This is a genomic window from Chthoniobacterales bacterium, from assembly GCA_036569045.1.
Classification (GTDB): domain Bacteria; phylum Verrucomicrobiota; class Verrucomicrobiia; order Chthoniobacterales; family JAATET01; genus JAATET01.
The window spans coordinates 69,446-83,105 of sequence record DATCRI010000011.1 but is presented as its reverse complement, the minus strand read 5'-3'; the positions used below and the strand labels follow the sequence as shown (position 1 = coordinate 83,105).

The following is a 13,660-nucleotide window of genomic DNA, read 5'->3' as shown; positions in this document are numbered from 1 at the left end:
AAGAAGTCCGCAAAACCGGCCGCTACGGCTGAGACGGCGCCTGCCACGGAAGCTCCTGCTGCCGAGGCCGCCGCCGAAAAGAAAGAATAACCATGGGACAGAAAGTCAATCCAATCGGCTTCCGCCTGCCAGTCAACCGCGACTGGCGCTCGAAGTGGTATGCCTCGAAGAAGGATCTCGCCGATTATCTTCTCGTCGACGTGCGCATCCGTGAGCACCTCAAGAAGAAGCTCAAAACCGCCGCGGTTTCCAAGATTCTCATCGAACGCGCCTGGAACACGGTGCGCGTCACCATTTACACCGCCCGTCCGGGTGTCGTGATCGGTCGCAAGGGATCCGAGATCGAGAACATGACGAACGAACTCTCCAAGCTCGCCGAAGGCAAGCAGGTGAAGATCGACATCGTCGAGATCAAGAAGCCCGAGACCGATGCGCAGCTCGTCGCCGAAAATGTCGCCGGCCAGCTCGAACGCCGCATTTCCTTCCGCCGCGCAATCAAACGCGCCGTCCAGACCGCAATGAGCATGGGTGCCGAAGGCATCAAGGTTCGCGTGTCCGGTCGCCTTGGTGGTTCGGAAATCGCTCGCACCGAATGGTATCGCGAGGGCTCCGTGCCACTCCACACCCTTCGTAAGCCCATCGATTACGGATTCGCCGAATCCGACACGACTGCCGGAAAGATCGGCGTGAAGTGCTGGGTGACCAAGCCCGCCGAGAAGCCTGAAAACGAGCCTGCCAATGAGCCGGCCGGTTCCGCCAACTAATTTCTAAGGAGAACACGCCATGCCACTGATGCCAAAACGGGTGAAGTATCGCAAGACCCAGCGGGGTAGCCGCAAGGGGAATGCTTCACGCACGCTCTCCATCGATTTCGGCGAATACGGTCTTCAGACCCTCGAACGCGCCTGGATCACGAACACCCAGATCGAAGCCGCCCGTGTTGCGATGAATCGTAACATGAAGCGCAAAGGCAAGCTCTGGATCCGCATTTTCCCGGACAAGTCCGTGACGGCGCGCCCGCCGGAAACCCGAATGGGTAAAGGCAAGGGCCAGCCCGAATACTGGGTGGCCACGGTTCGACCGGGCAACGTCCTTTTCGAACTCGGAGGTGTCTCCGAGACTCTCGCGAAGGAATGCCTGCGCCTCGCCGCCAACAAACTTCCCGTCCGCACGCGCTTTCTCGCGCGTCACCACGCCGCCGCTGTTGCCTAAACCGGAGGCCCGCCCGCAATGAAAATTCAAGAAATCCGCGAAATGAGCGCCAAGGAACTCGCCAGCCGCAAGCACGAGCTCGAGCACGAGGCTTTCAACCTTCGCATCCAGAAACAGGGCGGCCAGCTCGAAAAGCCGCACCTCCTTACGGCGATCCGCCGCGACATCGCGCGCATTTCGACCGCTCTCACCGAGAAGACGAAGGCGTCCGCCTCCAAGTAAAGACCATGAGCGATTCCGCTACCCCTGCTCCCGAAGTCAAAGCCCGCGGCCTGCGCAAGACCCGCGTTGGCGAGGTTGTTTCCGACAAGATGGACAAGACCATCGTCGTGAAGGCCCTGACGCGCGTGCCGCACCCGAAGTTCGGCAAGATCGTCAAGCAGATCACCAAATTCCACGTCCACGACGAGAAGAACGAAGCCAGGATCGGCGACCGCGTTTCCATCGCGGAAACCCGTCCGCTCAGCCGCCTCAAGCGCTGGCGCCTCGTCGAAGTCATCAAGCACTAACGTCCCATGATCCAGATTCGCTCCCGTCTCGACGTCGCCGACAACACCGGCGCCCGCATGGCGACCATGATTGGTGTCATCGGCAAACGCACGTCGACCGCCCACGTCGGTGACGTGATCACCGCCAACGTCAAGGAAGCCGCCACCGGTGGTTCCGTGAAGAAAGGCGACGTCGTGCGCGCCGTCGTCGTGCGCACGAAGCACGCGGTCAAGCGTCCGGACGGTTCCGTCCTTCGCTTCGACAACAACGCCATTGTCATCATCGACAAGGACCAGAACCCCAAGGGCAGCCGCGTCTTCGGACCGGTCGCCCGCGAACTCCGCGAGAAGAACTTCATGAAGATCGTCTCGCTTGCCCCGGAGGTGCTCTAAACCACCATGGCTACGAAATTTCACGTCAAACGCGGCGACACCGTCCAGGTGATCACCGGCAACCACAAGGGAGCCACCGGCAAGGTGCTCGAAGTCCGCAGCGCGAAGTCACAGGTTGTGATCGAAGGCGTGCGCATGATCAAGAAGCACCTCAAGAAGAGCCAGGATCTGCCGAACGGCCAGATCAAGGAGCTCGAGGGCCCCATCCACATCTCCAACGTCAAGCTGACGGAGAAGACCACCCCGGCAAAGCCCAAGAAGGCTGCGTCGAAAAAGGCGGCCTAAGCGGCCCCGAATGCCATGACTGCGCAACCCGAACCCGAACTTTTGAACGAATACCGCGCTCGCGTGGTGCCCGCGCTTCGTGAGAAGCATGGCTACGCGAACGTGAACCAGATTCCTCGCCTCACGAAGGTGGTCGTCAACACGTCCATCGGCTCCGCCAACGACGTAAAGGAAGCCCTCGAAGTCGCGAAATCCGAGATCGCTCTCATTACTGGTCAGAAGCCGGTCGAGACGATCGCCAAGAAGAGCATCGCGAATTTCAAGCTCCGTGGCGAACAGGCCATCGGCGCGAAGGTCACCCTTCGCGGCCGCGCGATGTATGAATTCCTCGAGCGCCTCATCAAGATGTCGCTCCCGCGTATTCGTGACTTCCGTGGCGTGTCGCCGAAGGCTTTCGACGGCAACGGCAACTACACTCTCGGTGTCGCTGATCAGACCATCTTCCCCGAAGTTGAGCTCGACAAGATCAAGCGCAACATCGGCTTCGACATCACGATCGTCACGACGGCCCGCACGGACGGCGAGGCAAAGACCCTTTTGACCGAGCTTGGATTCCCCTTCTCGGACAAGAAAAAACCCGAAATCAAAAAACCTGAACCCGAGGTGGCGGCCTAAAGCCAGCGAAACGAGGTTCCCGGCAGTTCACCGGGGCCGCGGCTCGACCCGACCACAAATACCATGACCGTATCCGATCCCATCGCCGATCTCTTGACCCGGCTGCGCAACGCAGCGGGCGTCGGCAAACCCAAATTCGATGTTCCTTACTCGAAGATGAAGGGCGAACTCGTCCGCATCCTCAAGCGTGAGGGCTACATCGCCGATTACGAACTCGACACGACCGGGAAATTCCCCGTTCTCCACGTGCAGAATAAGTTCGTCAACAAGGTCGCCGCTGTCGCGGGCCTGAAGCGCGTCAGCAAGCCTGGCCTGCGCAAATACGTCAGCGTGGACGAGATTCCCCGCGTTCTCAACGGCATGGGCATCGCGATTCTCTCGACTTCGAGCGGCGTGATGACCGGTCATGAGGCCAAGCGCAAGAAAGTCGGCGGCGAACTTCTCGCCTACGTCTGGTAATTACGAGGAGGAACGACAATGTCTCGTATTGGTAAAAAAGAAATCGCCCTTCCCGAAAAGGTGAAGGTGAACGTTGCGGCCGACGGAGCCGTCGTCGTCGAGGGCCCCAAGGGCAAGCTCGAGTGGACGCTTCCGAAAGGTGTCGCCGCGAAGGTCGAGGAAAAGAGCCTCGCCATCACGGTCGAGACGGAGACCCGCACCTCGCGCGCCATGCACGGCCTCAGCCGTGCTCTCGTGGCCAACATGGTCACCGGCGTGTCCACGGGCTTTAAGCGCGACCTCGAGATTCAGGGCGTCGGTTTCAAGGCCGCCGTCCAGGGTTCGAACCTGAACCTGAACATCGGCAAGTCGCACGCCGTGCTTTTCCCGATCCCCGCGGAAGTCAAGGTGACTGTCACCGACAACACGAAGATCAGCGTGGAAGGCATCGACAAACAAATCGTCGGCCAGGCCGCCGCGAACATCCGCGCCTATTATCCGCCGGAACCCTACAAGGGCAAGGGCATCCGTTACGCCGGCGAGCAGGTTCGCCGCAAGGAAGGCAAAACCGTCCAGTAACCTCGACCACTCACGTATATGGCAAACACCAAACTGCGCAAAATGCGGCACGCCCGCGTGCGCAAAAAAGTTTCCGGTTCCACGGAGCGCCCGCGCCTTGCGGTGCATTTCTCCGGCCGCAACATCACGGCCCAGGTCATCGATGACGAGGCTGGCGTTACTCTCGTTTCGGCCAACACGACCGAAAAGGAACTCAAGGCCGGCAAGGCGAACGTCGCCACCGCCATTGAGATCGGCAAGCTCGTCGCGGAACGCGGCGCGGCAAAGAACATCCGCAAGGTCGTTTTCGACCGGGGCGGCAACGCTTACCACGGCAAGGTGAAAGCCCTTGCTGACGCGGCTCGTGAAGCGGGCCTTGAATTCTAATATGGCTGCTCCCAACAACAACAATCGTCGGGGCGGAAATGACCGCCGCAGCCGTGGCCCTGCCGCGGAAGAGCCGAAGTCGGACACCGTCGAGAAGGTCGTTTTCATCAACCGTTGCGCGAAAGTCGTGAAGGGCGGTCGCCGCTTCAGTTTCAGCGCTCTCATCGTCTCCGGCGATAAGAAGGGCAAGGTCGGTTACGGCTTTGGCAAGGCGAACGAAGTTTCCGAAGCGATTCGCAAGGCCTCCGAGGCCGCGAAGAAGAAGATGGTCACCATCGCCGTGCGCGAGGCCACCATCCCGCATGAAGTCACCGGTGAATTCGGTGGCGGTCGTGTGCTCCTGCGTCCGGCCTCGCCCGGAACGGGTGTGATCGCGGGCGGCGGCGTCCGTGCCGTCATCGAAGCGGTCGGTATCCGCGACGTGCTCGGCAAGTCGCTCGGATCCAGCAACCACGCGAACGTCGTCAAGGCCACGATCAAGGCCCTCAGCGACCTGCGCAATCGTGACGCGATCATGAAGATTCGCGGCAAGCAAATCCGCCCGGCGGCCGTCGCGCCTGCCGCGGAGCCTGTCGCCACCGCCTAAGGGGGCATTCCAACATGAGACTCCATACTCTTTCTCCTAATCCTGGTTCGAAGCACCGCCGCAAGCGTCTCGGCTTCGGCGAAAGCTCCGGCAAGGGCAAGACCTCCGGCAAGGGCCACAAAGGTCAGAAGGCCCGCGCGGGCAAGGGCATCCGCCCTGGCTTCGAAGGCGGCCAGATGCCGCTCATTCGTCGCCTGCCGAAGCGCGGCTTCAACAACAAGGACTTCAAGACCGTCTTCGGCATCGTCAATCTCGATGATCTCGAGCGCGTGTTCGCCGAAGGCACTTCGGTCAACGAAGCGGCCCTCCGCGAGAGCGGCCTGATCCGCGGCAACATCGACGGCGTCAAGGTCCTCGGTCGTGGCGAGATCAGCAAGAAGCTCACGCTCGAAGTCGATCACATCACGGACACCGCCCGCGAAAAGATCGAAAAGATTGGTGGCACCATTGCCATCCGTGAGAAGAAGAAGGCGGCCTAACGCTTCCTTCGGTTTTCTCCGAATGAGTTACACACGGGGACCTGGCAACGCGACATCGCGCTGTCATCCCCGTGTTTCCATTTTATCCCGTCCCAGCGCCCGACTTCCCCAATGATTTCCGCCTTTACCAATATCTTCAAAATTCCGGAGCTGCGCGCGCGCGTGCTCTTTACGCTCGCGATGGTCGTCATCATCCGGGTGGGTTCCGCGATCACGACTCCGGGGGTGAACTCCGAGGTGCTGCGGGCCTGGTTCATTGACGTGGCCGAGCGGCAGTCGCACGGCGGCGTCGCGGCGTTGTTCAATCTCTTCAGTGGTGGCGCGCTCAGCCACGCGGCGATCTTCTCGCTGGGCATCATGCCTTACATCAGCGCGTCGATCATGTTGCAGCTCCTGACGGCGGTCGTGCCGAAGCTCAGCAAGCTCTCGCGCGAAGACGGTGGTCGCCAGAAGATCGCGCAATATACGCGCTACACCACGCTGGCTCTTTGTATTTTCCAGGGCTACCTGCTCGCGCTTTCGCTCGAGAATCCCGGCTCAAATCCGTTCCTGCCGAACATCATGGAAACGATCAATCGTCTCGGAATGAGTCTTGTGACGGATCCCGGCATCGGCTTCCGCCTGCTGACCATTGCGACGATGACTGCGGGAACGATGTTCCTGATGTGGCTCGGCGATCAGATCACCGAGCGCGGCATTGGCAACGGTGTCTCGCTGATCATCACGGTCGGCATTCTGGCGCAGCTACCTGCGGGCCTGAACCAGGCCTGGCGCACATTTGTTCCGAGCGCGGCCAACGCTGGCTCCCAGCTCAGCCCGGTCATCCTCGTGCTGATGATCGCGTTCCTTCTTTTCGTGATTGCGGCTGTCATTGCGGTGACGCAGGCCCAGCGCAAGATCGCGATCCAGTATGCGAAACGCGTCGTCGGCCGGAAAGTTTACGGCGGACAGACGCAATACATGCCGCTCAAGGTCAATTACGCGGGTGTGATGCCGATCATCTTCGCCCAGGCGATTCTTCTCTTCCCGTCCACCATCGTGCAGATGGCTTTCCCGGGAAATTCCACGGCCCAGTGGATTGCCAATGAGCTTACGACCGGCGTGTGGCACTACGCGCTGTATGCCGTGATGATTTTCTTCTTCAGCTATTTCTGGGTGTCGACCCAGTTCCAGCCGTCGCAGATCGCGGACGATCTCAAAAAATACGGCGGATTCATTCCTGGTGTTCGTCCGGGCAAGCCCACCGCCGACTTTCTCGATTTCACGATGACGCGCCTTACCTTCGCGGGCGCGATCTTCCTCACCGCGATCGCGGTGTTGCCGGAGCTGCTGAGCCGTCAGCTGAACGTCCCCTACATGACGTCGCAGTTCTTCGGCGGCACGGGTCTGCTCATCATCGTCGGCGTTGTGCTCGACACGATGCGCCAGGTCGAAACGCACCTGCTGCAGCGCCATTACGACGGCTTCCTTCGCAAGGGCCGCATCCGCGGAGCGCGCGACGTCCGTCCTCGCGTCGGAACCGGTAACCTCGTCGCCGAGTCGTCGCTCGTGTGGCTCTGGGTGGGCCTTGGTGCCCTTGCCATTGCGGGAATGACGATCGTGCTTGCGCACAAGTAGGTTTTGAAGCGGCGGATCGTTCTGCTGGGGCCGCCGGCCTCCGGCAAAGGCACCCAGGCGGAATTGATCGCCGCGAGGTTCGGCATTCCGAATGTCTCGACCGGCGCGCTGCTCCGGGAAGAGCGCATGCGCGGCACGGCGCTCGGTCGCGAGGCCGATGAATGGATCGCGCGAGGCCGCCTGTTTCCCGACGAGATCGCGCTCACGGTCGTGCGCAACTGGCTCGCGAAAACGGGCGCGGATGCCTTTCTCCTCGACGGCTTTCCCCGGACCCTCGGTCAGGCAAAAGCCTTCGACTCCGAGCTCGTTGCGATGGACGTCTCGCTCGACGCCGTTTTTCATCTGGCACTTGCGGACGACGAAATCCGCCGACGGGTCGCGAGTCGCATCACCTGCGCCTATTGCGGGGCCACGTTCAGTGCGACGATTCACCATGTGACCGATGGCGATGCCTGCCCTTCGTGCGGCCGGCCGCTCATCCGCCGTGGAGATGATATTCCCGAGGCGCTCGCGGAGCGGCTGGCTCAGCATCGCCTCCACACCGAACCCGTTGTGGAACATTACCGCGCCTCCGGCTGCCTCATCGAGATCGATGCTGCCATGGGTCGTGAAGCCATTTTTGAAAAGTTGTCCGAGTTCATCGAGGAAGGCGTGCCGGCGTGATTCCGATCAAAACCCCTTCCGAGATCGAGAAGATGCGCGCGGCCGGAGATCTGGCGGCTCGCGTCCTCAATGCCGTTGCCGATCTCATCCAGCCCGGCATCACGACCGGTGAACTCGATCGTCACGCGGGAAGGCTGATTGCTGACGCGGGGGCGCGCAGTGCCTTTCTCGGCTACCGCGGCTATCCCGGCCAGCTCTGCATTTCGTTGAACGAGGAGGTCGTCCACGGCATTGGCGGTCCGCGGAAGATCAACTATGGCGATATCGTTACGCTCGATTGCGGCGTGGATCTCAATGGGTGGATCGGCGACACGGCCGTCACGGTGCCGGTGGGCATCGTCGATCCCGAGGTCGAGAATTTGCTGCGCGTGACCGAGGAGACGCTCAACGGCTGCCTGAAATTTGCCGTCGCCGGTCGCCGACTCGGTGACCTCTGCAACTACGTCGAGGAGCAGGTCGTCAAGAATGGTTACAGCGTTGTCCGCGAATTCGTCGGGCACGGCGTCGGTCGCAAATTGCACGAGGAGCCCCAGGTTCCGAATTACGGTCGCAAGGGAAGCGGGCCGAAATTGAAGGCGGGAATGACGCTCGCGATCGAGCCCATGGTGAACATGGGGCGTCACGACGTGCGCATTCTCGAAGACAAATGGACCGTCGTTACCCGTGACGGTCTGCCATCCGCCCATTTCGAACACACAATTTTGATCACAAACGATCAACCGGAAGTGTTGACATGGCGCAGAAAGACGCTATTGAAGTAAGGGCTCAGGTCGTCGAATCGTTGCCCAAGTCCCAGTTCCGAGTCGAACTGGAGAACGGTCATCGCATCGTGGCGAACATTTCCGGCAGGATGCGATTGCTCTTCATTCGTATCTCCCCAGGCGACATCGTCCGGGTCGAAATGTCCCCCTATGACCTCACGAAAGGCCGCATCACTTACCGCTACAAAGAAAAGAAACCATGAAAGTCCGAGCATCCGTCAAACGGCTTTGCGAAAGCTGCAAGATCGTCAAGCGTGAGAACGTCTTGCGCGTGATCTGCAAGAATCCCCGTCACAAGCAAAAGCAAGGCTGATTCCATTTTAGATTTTGGATTTTGGATTTTGGATTTGGGGGTAGCTACCCGATGACGAAATCCCGGCGGCTGGCCTCCAAAATCAAAAAATCCAAAATCGAAAATCCGAAATCCAAAATTCATTATGCCCCGTTTACTTGGAGTTGATATTCCCGGCGACAAACGCATCGAAGCGTCGCTGCCCTACATCTACGGCATTGGCCCGAAGACCGCGAAGCGCGTGCTCGAGCAGGCCAACATCGATCCGAACGTCCGCGCGAAAGACCTTTCGCCGGAACAGCTCAACGCGATCATCAACGCGATCGGCCAGAGCCGCATCATCATCGAAGGCGACCTTCGCCGTGAACTGCAGAGCAATCTGAAGCGCCTGCAGGCCATCAATTGTTACCGTGGCATTCGTCATCGCCGCGGCCTTCCCGTGCGCGGACAGCGCACCTCCACGAATGCTCGCACCCGCAAGGGACCCCGCAAGACGGTGGGCGTGCAGCGTAATCCGAACGCCAAGACCGGCAAGGTCTAACCCGAATCCCGCATCATGTCCGAAGACACGAACGAATCCATCACTCCGACGCCGGAGTCCGAGCCCGTCAAGAAGGCTCCGAAGGCGAAGAAGGAAGCCGCTCCTGCCGTTGAGGCCTCGGCTCCCGTTGTCGAGACCGCTCCGGTCGCCGACATTCCCGCTCCCGTGACCGAAGCTGCCGCTCCCGCTGCGGCGGCCGAGCCAAAGCCGAAGGCCGCGAAGAAGGCTCCCAAGAAGAAAGAGGAAGCTGCCGCTCCCGCTCCGATCAGCATCTCGCTGGACGACACGATCGAGCCGATCAAGGTCGTCAAGGCCAAGGGCAGCAAGAATATCACGCAGGGCATCGCCCACGTGCAGGCCAGCTTCAACAACACGATCGTCAGCATCACGGATCTCCGCGGTGGCGTGATCGGTTGGTCGAGCGCCGGCAAGATGGGCTTCAAGGGCTCCCGCAAGAGCACGGCCTACGCCGCGCAGATGGTTGCTCAGGATGCCTGCCGCCAGGCGATGGGCCACGGCCTCAAGGAAGTCGAAGTTCGCGTGAAGGGCCCTGGTGCCGGCCGCGAATCCGCCGTTCGCGCGATGCAGGCCATCGGCCTCGAAATCGCGATCATCAAGGATGTGACGCCCGTTCCGCACAACGGTTGCCGCCCGCCGAAACAGCGTCGCGTCTGAGTTGCTGTTTCTGAACCACCAACTCTCAACCATTTCCTAGATCATGGCCCGCAATACCGGTCCCAAAACCAGAATCAGCCGCCGCTACAATGTGTTCCTTGGCGGCTCCGCCAAGGCTTTCGAGCGCAAGAACTATCCCCCGGGCATGCACGGCCCGAAGGGTTCGCGCCGCAAGGTTTCCGAATACGCGCTCGCGCTCGCCGAGAAGCAGAAGCTCCGCCACCAGTATGGCGTGCTCGAAAAGCAGTTCCGTCGTTACTTCCACATTGCGGTCAGCCGCCGTGGCGTGACCGGTGAGACGCTGCTCCAGCTCCTCGAGACCCGCGTCGACAACCTCGTCTACCGCATGGGCTTCGCGAAGACCCGCCAGGGCGCCCGCCAGCTCGTCGCGCACGGTCACGTCCTCGTGAACGGCCGCAAGCTCGACGCCGCCTCGGCGACGCTCAAGCCCGGCGACAAGATCACCATCAAGGACGCCGCGAACTCGAAGCGTCTCGCGCAGCGCAATCTGGATCAGACCCAGATCGCGACCGTGCCCGATTGGCTGATCGTCGATCGCGACAATCTCGCGGGTGAGCTCACCCGCATCCCGACTCGCGACGAGATCAACCCCATTGCCAACGAGCAGCTGGTGGTCGAACTTTACTCGCGCTAGTTTTTCCGCACCAACTTGGCGGTGGAGTCTGTTTGATCCACTGTCGGAAAAAGGGGCGCCCGCTGGTTGTTTCAGGCGGGCGCCTTTTTATTTGCCCGGATTGCCCCTGGGATCAGGGAGCCGCCCGTTGCAGACGGACGGGATTCGCGTCGGCGGAATTGAAGGGGATGCTCTCGGAGGAGAGGCCTTCGAGGGTATTGCGGTTCACGAGCTGGAGAACCGCGGTTTCGTTCGTCCAGCCATCCTCCGTGATGGCGAGGTAAAGCGTTCTGCCATTCAAGACGCCGCCGACGGGATATTCGTCGAGGATGCCGGTGACCCGGTTGCCCTTTTGCTTCAATTCGCCGTCGCCCCATTCTTCGGAGATCCATCGACCGGCGACGTTCACGGACGGCTGGCCGGCATTTGCGGCGAGCCAGCCGGCGGTGGCGTTGTTGTTACGGGCGTAGTCCTCGGCGCTCGTGCAGCCACTGAGGGTGAGGGCGCCGACGAGAAGAAGACGGGTAGGTGAAATCATGCCCGCAATCTACGAAAGTCGGGCGATCGCCGTCCCATCCAAATTTGGGGAAAAATCAGGCGATCGGAGCGGCGCCCTGGGTGTGGCGAATCTCCTCGGCGGCCACGGAGAAGACAACGTCCTCGCCCATGTTTGCGGCGTGGTCGCCGATGCGCTCGATGAAACGGGCGACGAAGATGAGATTGAGGTAGGAGGGGATGAGGTGGGGCTCCTCAGCCATACGCTCGGTGCAGGCTTCCGCGAAATTGCGGTTCATTTCGTCGAGTTCCTTGTCACGAGGCTTCAGCTGGCGCCCGATTTCGGCGTCCTCATCGGCATAGGCCTTGATCGCGTCGGCGAACATGCTGGTGGCGAGGGCAAACATGGGCTCGAGGGAGTGAACGATGGCGATCTCGGGCACGGCGGTGAGCTTGCGGGCGCGGCGGGCGATGTTCACGGCCTGATCGGCGATGCGCTCGATGTTCACGCTGCTCTTCATGGAGGTGACGACCTGGCGGAGGTCGGAAGCGACGGGCTGGTAGCGCATGAGCACGTCGACGCCGTCGCGATCCACGAGAATCTCGAGCTGGTCGATTTCCTCGTCGTCGGCGATGACGACGTTGCTGAGCTCGTCGTCGCGTTCGAAGAGGCCTTTCGTGGCGTTCGCGAGATTACGCTCGGTGAGGCTGGCCATCATGAGCACGTTGTTGCGCAGGCTTTGAAGGGCGGCCTCGAAGCTGTTGAGAATGTGGGGTCCGTTGCTGGGCATGAGACGTGAAAGGGTGAAGGGTGGAGCGGAATTTGTTCGATCAACCGAAACGGCCGGTGATGTAGTCCTCGGTTTGTTTTTGCGAGGGATTCGAAAAGATCTTCTGGGTGCGATCGAACTCGATGAGCTTGCCGAGGTAGAAGAACGCGGTGTTGTCCGAGCACCGGGTGGCCTGCTGCATGTTGTGGGTCACGATCACGATGGTGAACTGCTGCTTGAGCGAGTGGATGAGCTCCTCGACCTTCACGGTAGCGATCGGGTCCAGCGCGGAGCAGGGCTCGTCCATCAGCAGGATCTCGGGCTGGTTCGCGATGGCACGGGCGATGCAGAGACGCTGCATCTGGCCGCCGGAGAGACCGAGGGCGCTATCATGGAGACGATCCTTCGCTTCCTCCCAGAGGGCGGCGCCACGGAGGCTGCGTTCCACGGTTTCGTCGAGAACCTTGCGGTTGTTTTCGCCGGCGATGCGCAGGCTATAGACGATGTTTTCGTAGATCGACTTCGGAAAGGGGTTCGATTTCTGGAACACCATGCCGATGCTGCGGCGCAGGGCGATGATCTCGATCTTGGGATCGTAGATGCTGCGACCGTTGATGGTGATGTCGCCCTCGTGCCGCACGCCGTCGATGAGATCGTTCATGCGGTTGAAATTGCGCAGCAAGGTGGATTTGCCGCAGCCCGAGGGCCCGATGAAGGCAGTGACCTCACGCTCGGGGATGGCGATGTTCACGTCGAACAGCGCCTGCTTCTTGCCGTAGAAGAAGTTGAAACTTTTCGCTCGGAGAAAATCTGCGCGAGGCTCGGCGGGTGCGGAGGCGGGCGAGTGGGCGACGGTTGCGGTGCTGGGCTCCATTGCGGGCATGGCGGTTATTTTTTGCGAAACGCCACCTGGGCGGTCACGTTCGCGATGGTGACAAAAATGACGAGAACGAGCGAGGCCGTCCACGCCATGTTCACCTGATGCGGGTAGGGGAGGGTCGAAAAATTGTAGATGAGCACCGAGAGGGACGCGGTGGGCTCCATGGCGGAATGGATCCAATACTGGCTGAAAAGGGCGGTGAAGATCAGCGGGGCGGTCTCACCGGCGGCACGGGCGACGGCGAGCATGATGCCGGTCATGATGGCGGGCACGGCATCGGGCAGGACGATGCGCCAGATCGTCTGGAAATTCGTGGCGCCGAGGCCGTAGGAGGCCTCGCGGTAGGCCTTCGGCACGCCGAGAAGGGCTTGTTCGGAGGTAAGGATGATCGTCGGCAGGATGAGAATCGCGAGGGCGAAGCCGCCGGCCCAGGCGGAGAAGCCGCCGGTCGTCAGCACGATGACGGCGTAGGCGAAGACACCGCAGATGATGGACGGAATGCCGGTAAGCAGCTTCGCGACGAAGCGCACGGCGTGGGCGAGGCGGGAGGTGGGAGCGTATTCCGTGGCGAAGATCGCGGAGAGCACGCCGAGCGGAGCGGCGAGCAGGAGGGCGATACCGACCATGAGGAGCGTGCCGACGACGGCATTGCCGAAGCCGCCACCGGTCATTCCCGCGGCGGGCGGGAGCAGCCGGAAGACGTCGAAACTGAGAAGCGGCAGGCCTTTCTTGACGAGAAGGAAAATGATGGACGCCAGCGGGACAAACGTGACGAGCGCGAGGCCGACGCAGGCGACGTTCAGCAGGCGGTTGCCGATGGCGCGGCGGGAGGAGCCGGCGTGGGCGCGGGCAAAGAAGTCCTCGGGGGCGGCGGTGGGCATTAGGCTCATG

At 61.2% G+C, this 13,660-nt stretch carries 24 protein-coding genes; 20 read left to right on the top strand and 4 right to left on the bottom strand.

Features of this window, described 5'->3' with window-relative positions:
- The first annotated feature begins 92 nt into the window (after nucleotides 1-92).
- From rpsC to rpsD, 20 genes are all read left to right on the top strand, one after another.
- On the top strand, nucleotides 93-764 hold the full coding sequence (gene rpsC, locus VIM61_03300; protein HEY8899411.1) for a 30S ribosomal protein S3: 672 nt from the start codon (nucleotides 93-95) through the stop codon (nucleotides 762-764).
- Between the two features lie 19 nt (nucleotides 765-783).
- Nucleotides 784-1,212 (top strand): 50S ribosomal protein L16, encoded by a 429-nt coding sequence (gene rplP / locus VIM61_03295; protein ID HEY8899410.1) that lies wholly within the window; start codon nucleotides 784-786, stop codon nucleotides 1,210-1,212.
- An 18-nt stretch (nucleotides 1,213-1,230) separates the two neighbouring features.
- Entirely contained in the window at nucleotides 1,231-1,434 is a 204-nt protein-coding gene (gene rpmC, locus VIM61_03290; protein HEY8899409.1) for a 50S ribosomal protein L29, read from the top strand.
- 5 nt (nucleotides 1,435-1,439) lie between these two features.
- Complete coding sequence (gene rpsQ / locus VIM61_03285) at nucleotides 1,440-1,721, top strand: 30S ribosomal protein S17 (GenBank protein HEY8899408.1); 282 nt, start codon at nucleotides 1,440-1,442, stop codon at nucleotides 1,719-1,721.
- Nucleotides 1,722-1,727: 6 nt separating this feature from the next.
- Complete coding sequence (gene rplN, locus VIM61_03280) at nucleotides 1,728-2,093, top strand: 50S ribosomal protein L14 (protein ID HEY8899407.1); 366 nt, start codon at nucleotides 1,728-1,730, stop codon at nucleotides 2,091-2,093.
- Between the two features lie 6 nt (nucleotides 2,094-2,099).
- Complete coding sequence (gene rplX, locus VIM61_03275) at nucleotides 2,100-2,378, top strand: 50S ribosomal protein L24 (GenBank protein ID HEY8899406.1); 279 nt, start codon at nucleotides 2,100-2,102, stop codon at nucleotides 2,376-2,378.
- Between the two features lie 15 nt (nucleotides 2,379-2,393).
- Nucleotides 2,394-2,993 (top strand): 50S ribosomal protein L5, encoded by a 600-nt coding sequence (gene rplE / locus VIM61_03270; GenBank protein HEY8899405.1) that lies wholly within the window; start codon nucleotides 2,394-2,396, stop codon nucleotides 2,991-2,993.
- 63 nt (nucleotides 2,994-3,056) lie between these two features.
- Nucleotides 3,057-3,452, top strand: coding sequence for a 30S ribosomal protein S8 (rpsH, locus tag VIM61_03265; protein HEY8899404.1), 396 nt, complete (start codon nucleotides 3,057-3,059; stop codon nucleotides 3,450-3,452).
- An 18-nt stretch (nucleotides 3,453-3,470) separates the two neighbouring features.
- The gene (gene rplF / locus VIM61_03260) at nucleotides 3,471-4,010 is read left to right on the top strand and encodes a 50S ribosomal protein L6 (protein HEY8899403.1); all 540 of its coding nucleotides are present in this window, start codon (nucleotides 3,471-3,473) and stop codon (nucleotides 4,008-4,010) included.
- 18 nt (nucleotides 4,011-4,028) lie between these two features.
- Nucleotides 4,029-4,376: a 50S ribosomal protein L18 gene (gene rplR / locus VIM61_03255; protein HEY8899402.1), complete on the top strand. Its 348-nt coding sequence runs from the start codon at nucleotides 4,029-4,031 to the stop codon at nucleotides 4,374-4,376.
- A gap of 1 nt (nucleotide 4,377) precedes the next feature.
- On the top strand, nucleotides 4,378-4,962 hold the full coding sequence (gene rpsE / locus VIM61_03250; protein HEY8899401.1) for a 30S ribosomal protein S5: 585 nt from the start codon (nucleotides 4,378-4,380) through the stop codon (nucleotides 4,960-4,962).
- Nucleotides 4,963-4,976: 14 nt separating this feature from the next.
- Entirely contained in the window at nucleotides 4,977-5,441 is a 465-nt protein-coding gene (gene rplO / locus VIM61_03245) for a 50S ribosomal protein L15 (protein HEY8899400.1), read from the top strand.
- A gap of 111 nt (nucleotides 5,442-5,552) precedes the next feature.
- Nucleotides 5,553-7,058, top strand: coding sequence for a preprotein translocase subunit SecY (gene secY / locus VIM61_03240; GenBank protein HEY8899399.1), 1,506 nt, complete (start codon nucleotides 5,553-5,555; stop codon nucleotides 7,056-7,058).
- Between the two features lie 3 nt (nucleotides 7,059-7,061).
- Nucleotides 7,062-7,721: a nucleoside monophosphate kinase gene (locus VIM61_03235; protein HEY8899398.1), complete on the top strand. Its 660-nt coding sequence runs from the start codon at nucleotides 7,062-7,064 to the stop codon at nucleotides 7,719-7,721.
- A complete protein-coding gene (gene map / locus VIM61_03230) occupies nucleotides 7,718-8,482 on the top strand; it encodes a type I methionyl aminopeptidase (protein HEY8899397.1) in 765 nt (254 codons plus the stop codon). The genes VIM61_03235 and map overlap by 4 nt, the downstream gene beginning before the upstream one ends.
- Entirely contained in the window at nucleotides 8,455-8,685 is a 231-nt protein-coding gene (infA, locus tag VIM61_03225; GenBank protein HEY8899396.1) for a translation initiation factor IF-1, read from the top strand. Before map ends, infA begins: the two co-directional genes overlap by 28 nt.
- Nucleotides 8,682-8,795, top strand: coding sequence for a 50S ribosomal protein L36 (gene rpmJ, locus VIM61_03220; protein HEY8899395.1), 114 nt, complete (start codon nucleotides 8,682-8,684; stop codon nucleotides 8,793-8,795). The genes infA and rpmJ overlap by 4 nt, the downstream gene beginning before the upstream one ends.
- 124 nt (nucleotides 8,796-8,919) lie before the next feature.
- Nucleotides 8,920-9,315 (top strand): 30S ribosomal protein S13, encoded by a 396-nt coding sequence (gene rpsM, locus VIM61_03215; protein HEY8899394.1) that lies wholly within the window; start codon nucleotides 8,920-8,922, stop codon nucleotides 9,313-9,315.
- 288 nt (nucleotides 9,316-9,603) lie between these two features.
- Nucleotides 9,604-9,990 carry a 30S ribosomal protein S11 gene (gene rpsK / locus VIM61_03210; GenBank protein ID HEY8899393.1) on the top strand — a complete coding sequence of 129 codons (387 nt, stop codon included), beginning with the start codon at nucleotides 9,604-9,606 and terminating at the stop codon, nucleotides 9,988-9,990.
- A 43-nt stretch (nucleotides 9,991-10,033) separates the two neighbouring features.
- Entirely contained in the window at nucleotides 10,034-10,645 is a 612-nt protein-coding gene (gene rpsD / locus VIM61_03205) for a 30S ribosomal protein S4 (GenBank protein HEY8899392.1), read from the top strand.
- 112 nt (nucleotides 10,646-10,757) lie between these two features.
- On the opposite strand, the gene VIM61_03200 is transcribed toward rpsD, so the two are convergent.
- The 4 genes from VIM61_03200 to pstA are packed head-to-tail and all read right to left on the bottom strand — an operon-like array spanning nucleotide 10,758 to nucleotide 13,659.
- Complete coding sequence (locus VIM61_03200) at nucleotides 10,758-11,162, bottom strand: hypothetical protein (GenBank protein ID HEY8899391.1); 405 nt, start codon at nucleotides 11,160-11,162, stop codon at nucleotides 10,758-10,760.
- 55 nt (nucleotides 11,163-11,217) lie between these two features.
- Nucleotides 11,218-11,910 (bottom strand): phosphate signaling complex protein PhoU, encoded by a 693-nt coding sequence (phoU, locus tag VIM61_03195; protein HEY8899390.1) that lies wholly within the window; start codon nucleotides 11,908-11,910, stop codon nucleotides 11,218-11,220.
- Nucleotides 11,911-11,950: 40 nt separating this feature from the next.
- The gene (gene pstB, locus VIM61_03190; GenBank protein HEY8899389.1) at nucleotides 11,951-12,772 is read right to left on the bottom strand and encodes a phosphate ABC transporter ATP-binding protein PstB; all 822 of its coding nucleotides are present in this window, start codon (nucleotides 12,770-12,772) and stop codon (nucleotides 11,951-11,953) included.
- 5 nt (nucleotides 12,773-12,777) lie between these two features.
- On the bottom strand, nucleotides 12,778-13,659 hold the full coding sequence (gene pstA, locus VIM61_03185) for a phosphate ABC transporter permease PstA (protein ID HEY8899388.1): 882 nt from the start codon (nucleotides 13,657-13,659) through the stop codon (nucleotides 12,778-12,780).
- Nucleotide 13,660: the final 1 nt, after the last annotated feature.

Bases quoted from the DNA above. Each gene is read 5' to 3' on its own strand.
- rpsC (HEY8899411.1), top strand. From the start codon at position 93: ATGGGACAGAAAGTCAATCCAATCGGCTTCCGCCTGCCAGTCAACCGC.
- rplP (HEY8899410.1), top strand. From the start codon at position 784: ATGCCACTGATGCCAAAACGGGTGAAGTATCGCAAGACCCAGCGGGGT.
- rpmC (HEY8899409.1), top strand. From the start codon at position 1,231: ATGAAAATTCAAGAAATCCGCGAAATGAGCGCCAAGGAACTCGCCAGC.
- rpsQ (HEY8899408.1), top strand. From the start codon at position 1,440: ATGAGCGATTCCGCTACCCCTGCTCCCGAAGTCAAAGCCCGCGGCCTG.
- rplN (HEY8899407.1), top strand. From the start codon at position 1,728: ATGATCCAGATTCGCTCCCGTCTCGACGTCGCCGACAACACCGGCGCC.
- rplX (HEY8899406.1), top strand. From the start codon at position 2,100: ATGGCTACGAAATTTCACGTCAAACGCGGCGACACCGTCCAGGTGATC.
- rplE (HEY8899405.1), top strand. From the start codon at position 2,394: ATGACTGCGCAACCCGAACCCGAACTTTTGAACGAATACCGCGCTCGC.
- rpsH (HEY8899404.1), top strand. From the start codon at position 3,057: ATGACCGTATCCGATCCCATCGCCGATCTCTTGACCCGGCTGCGCAAC.
- rplF (HEY8899403.1), top strand. From the start codon at position 3,471: ATGTCTCGTATTGGTAAAAAAGAAATCGCCCTTCCCGAAAAGGTGAAG.
- rplR (HEY8899402.1), top strand. From the start codon at position 4,029: ATGGCAAACACCAAACTGCGCAAAATGCGGCACGCCCGCGTGCGCAAA.
- rpsE (HEY8899401.1), top strand. From the start codon at position 4,378: ATGGCTGCTCCCAACAACAACAATCGTCGGGGCGGAAATGACCGCCGC.
- rplO (HEY8899400.1), top strand. From the start codon at position 4,977: ATGAGACTCCATACTCTTTCTCCTAATCCTGGTTCGAAGCACCGCCGC.
- secY (HEY8899399.1), top strand. From the start codon at position 5,553: ATGATTTCCGCCTTTACCAATATCTTCAAAATTCCGGAGCTGCGCGCG.
- infA (HEY8899396.1), top strand. From the start codon at position 8,455: ATGGCGCAGAAAGACGCTATTGAAGTAAGGGCTCAGGTCGTCGAATCG.
- rpmJ (HEY8899395.1), top strand. From the start codon at position 8,682: ATGAAAGTCCGAGCATCCGTCAAACGGCTTTGCGAAAGCTGCAAGATC.
- rpsM (HEY8899394.1), top strand. From the start codon at position 8,920: ATGCCCCGTTTACTTGGAGTTGATATTCCCGGCGACAAACGCATCGAA.
- rpsD (HEY8899392.1), top strand. From the start codon at position 10,034: ATGGCCCGCAATACCGGTCCCAAAACCAGAATCAGCCGCCGCTACAAT.
- VIM61_03200 (HEY8899391.1), bottom strand. From the start codon at position 11,162: ATGATTTCACCTACCCGTCTTCTTCTCGTCGGCGCCCTCACCCTCAGT.
- phoU (HEY8899390.1), bottom strand. From the start codon at position 11,910: ATGCCCAGCAACGGACCCCACATTCTCAACAGCTTCGAGGCCGCCCTT.
- pstB (HEY8899389.1), bottom strand. From the start codon at position 12,772: ATGCCCGCAATGGAGCCCAGCACCGCAACCGTCGCCCACTCGCCCGCC.
- pstA (HEY8899388.1), bottom strand. From the start codon at position 13,659: ATGAGCCTAATGCCCACCGCCGCCCCCGAGGACTTCTTTGCCCGCGCC.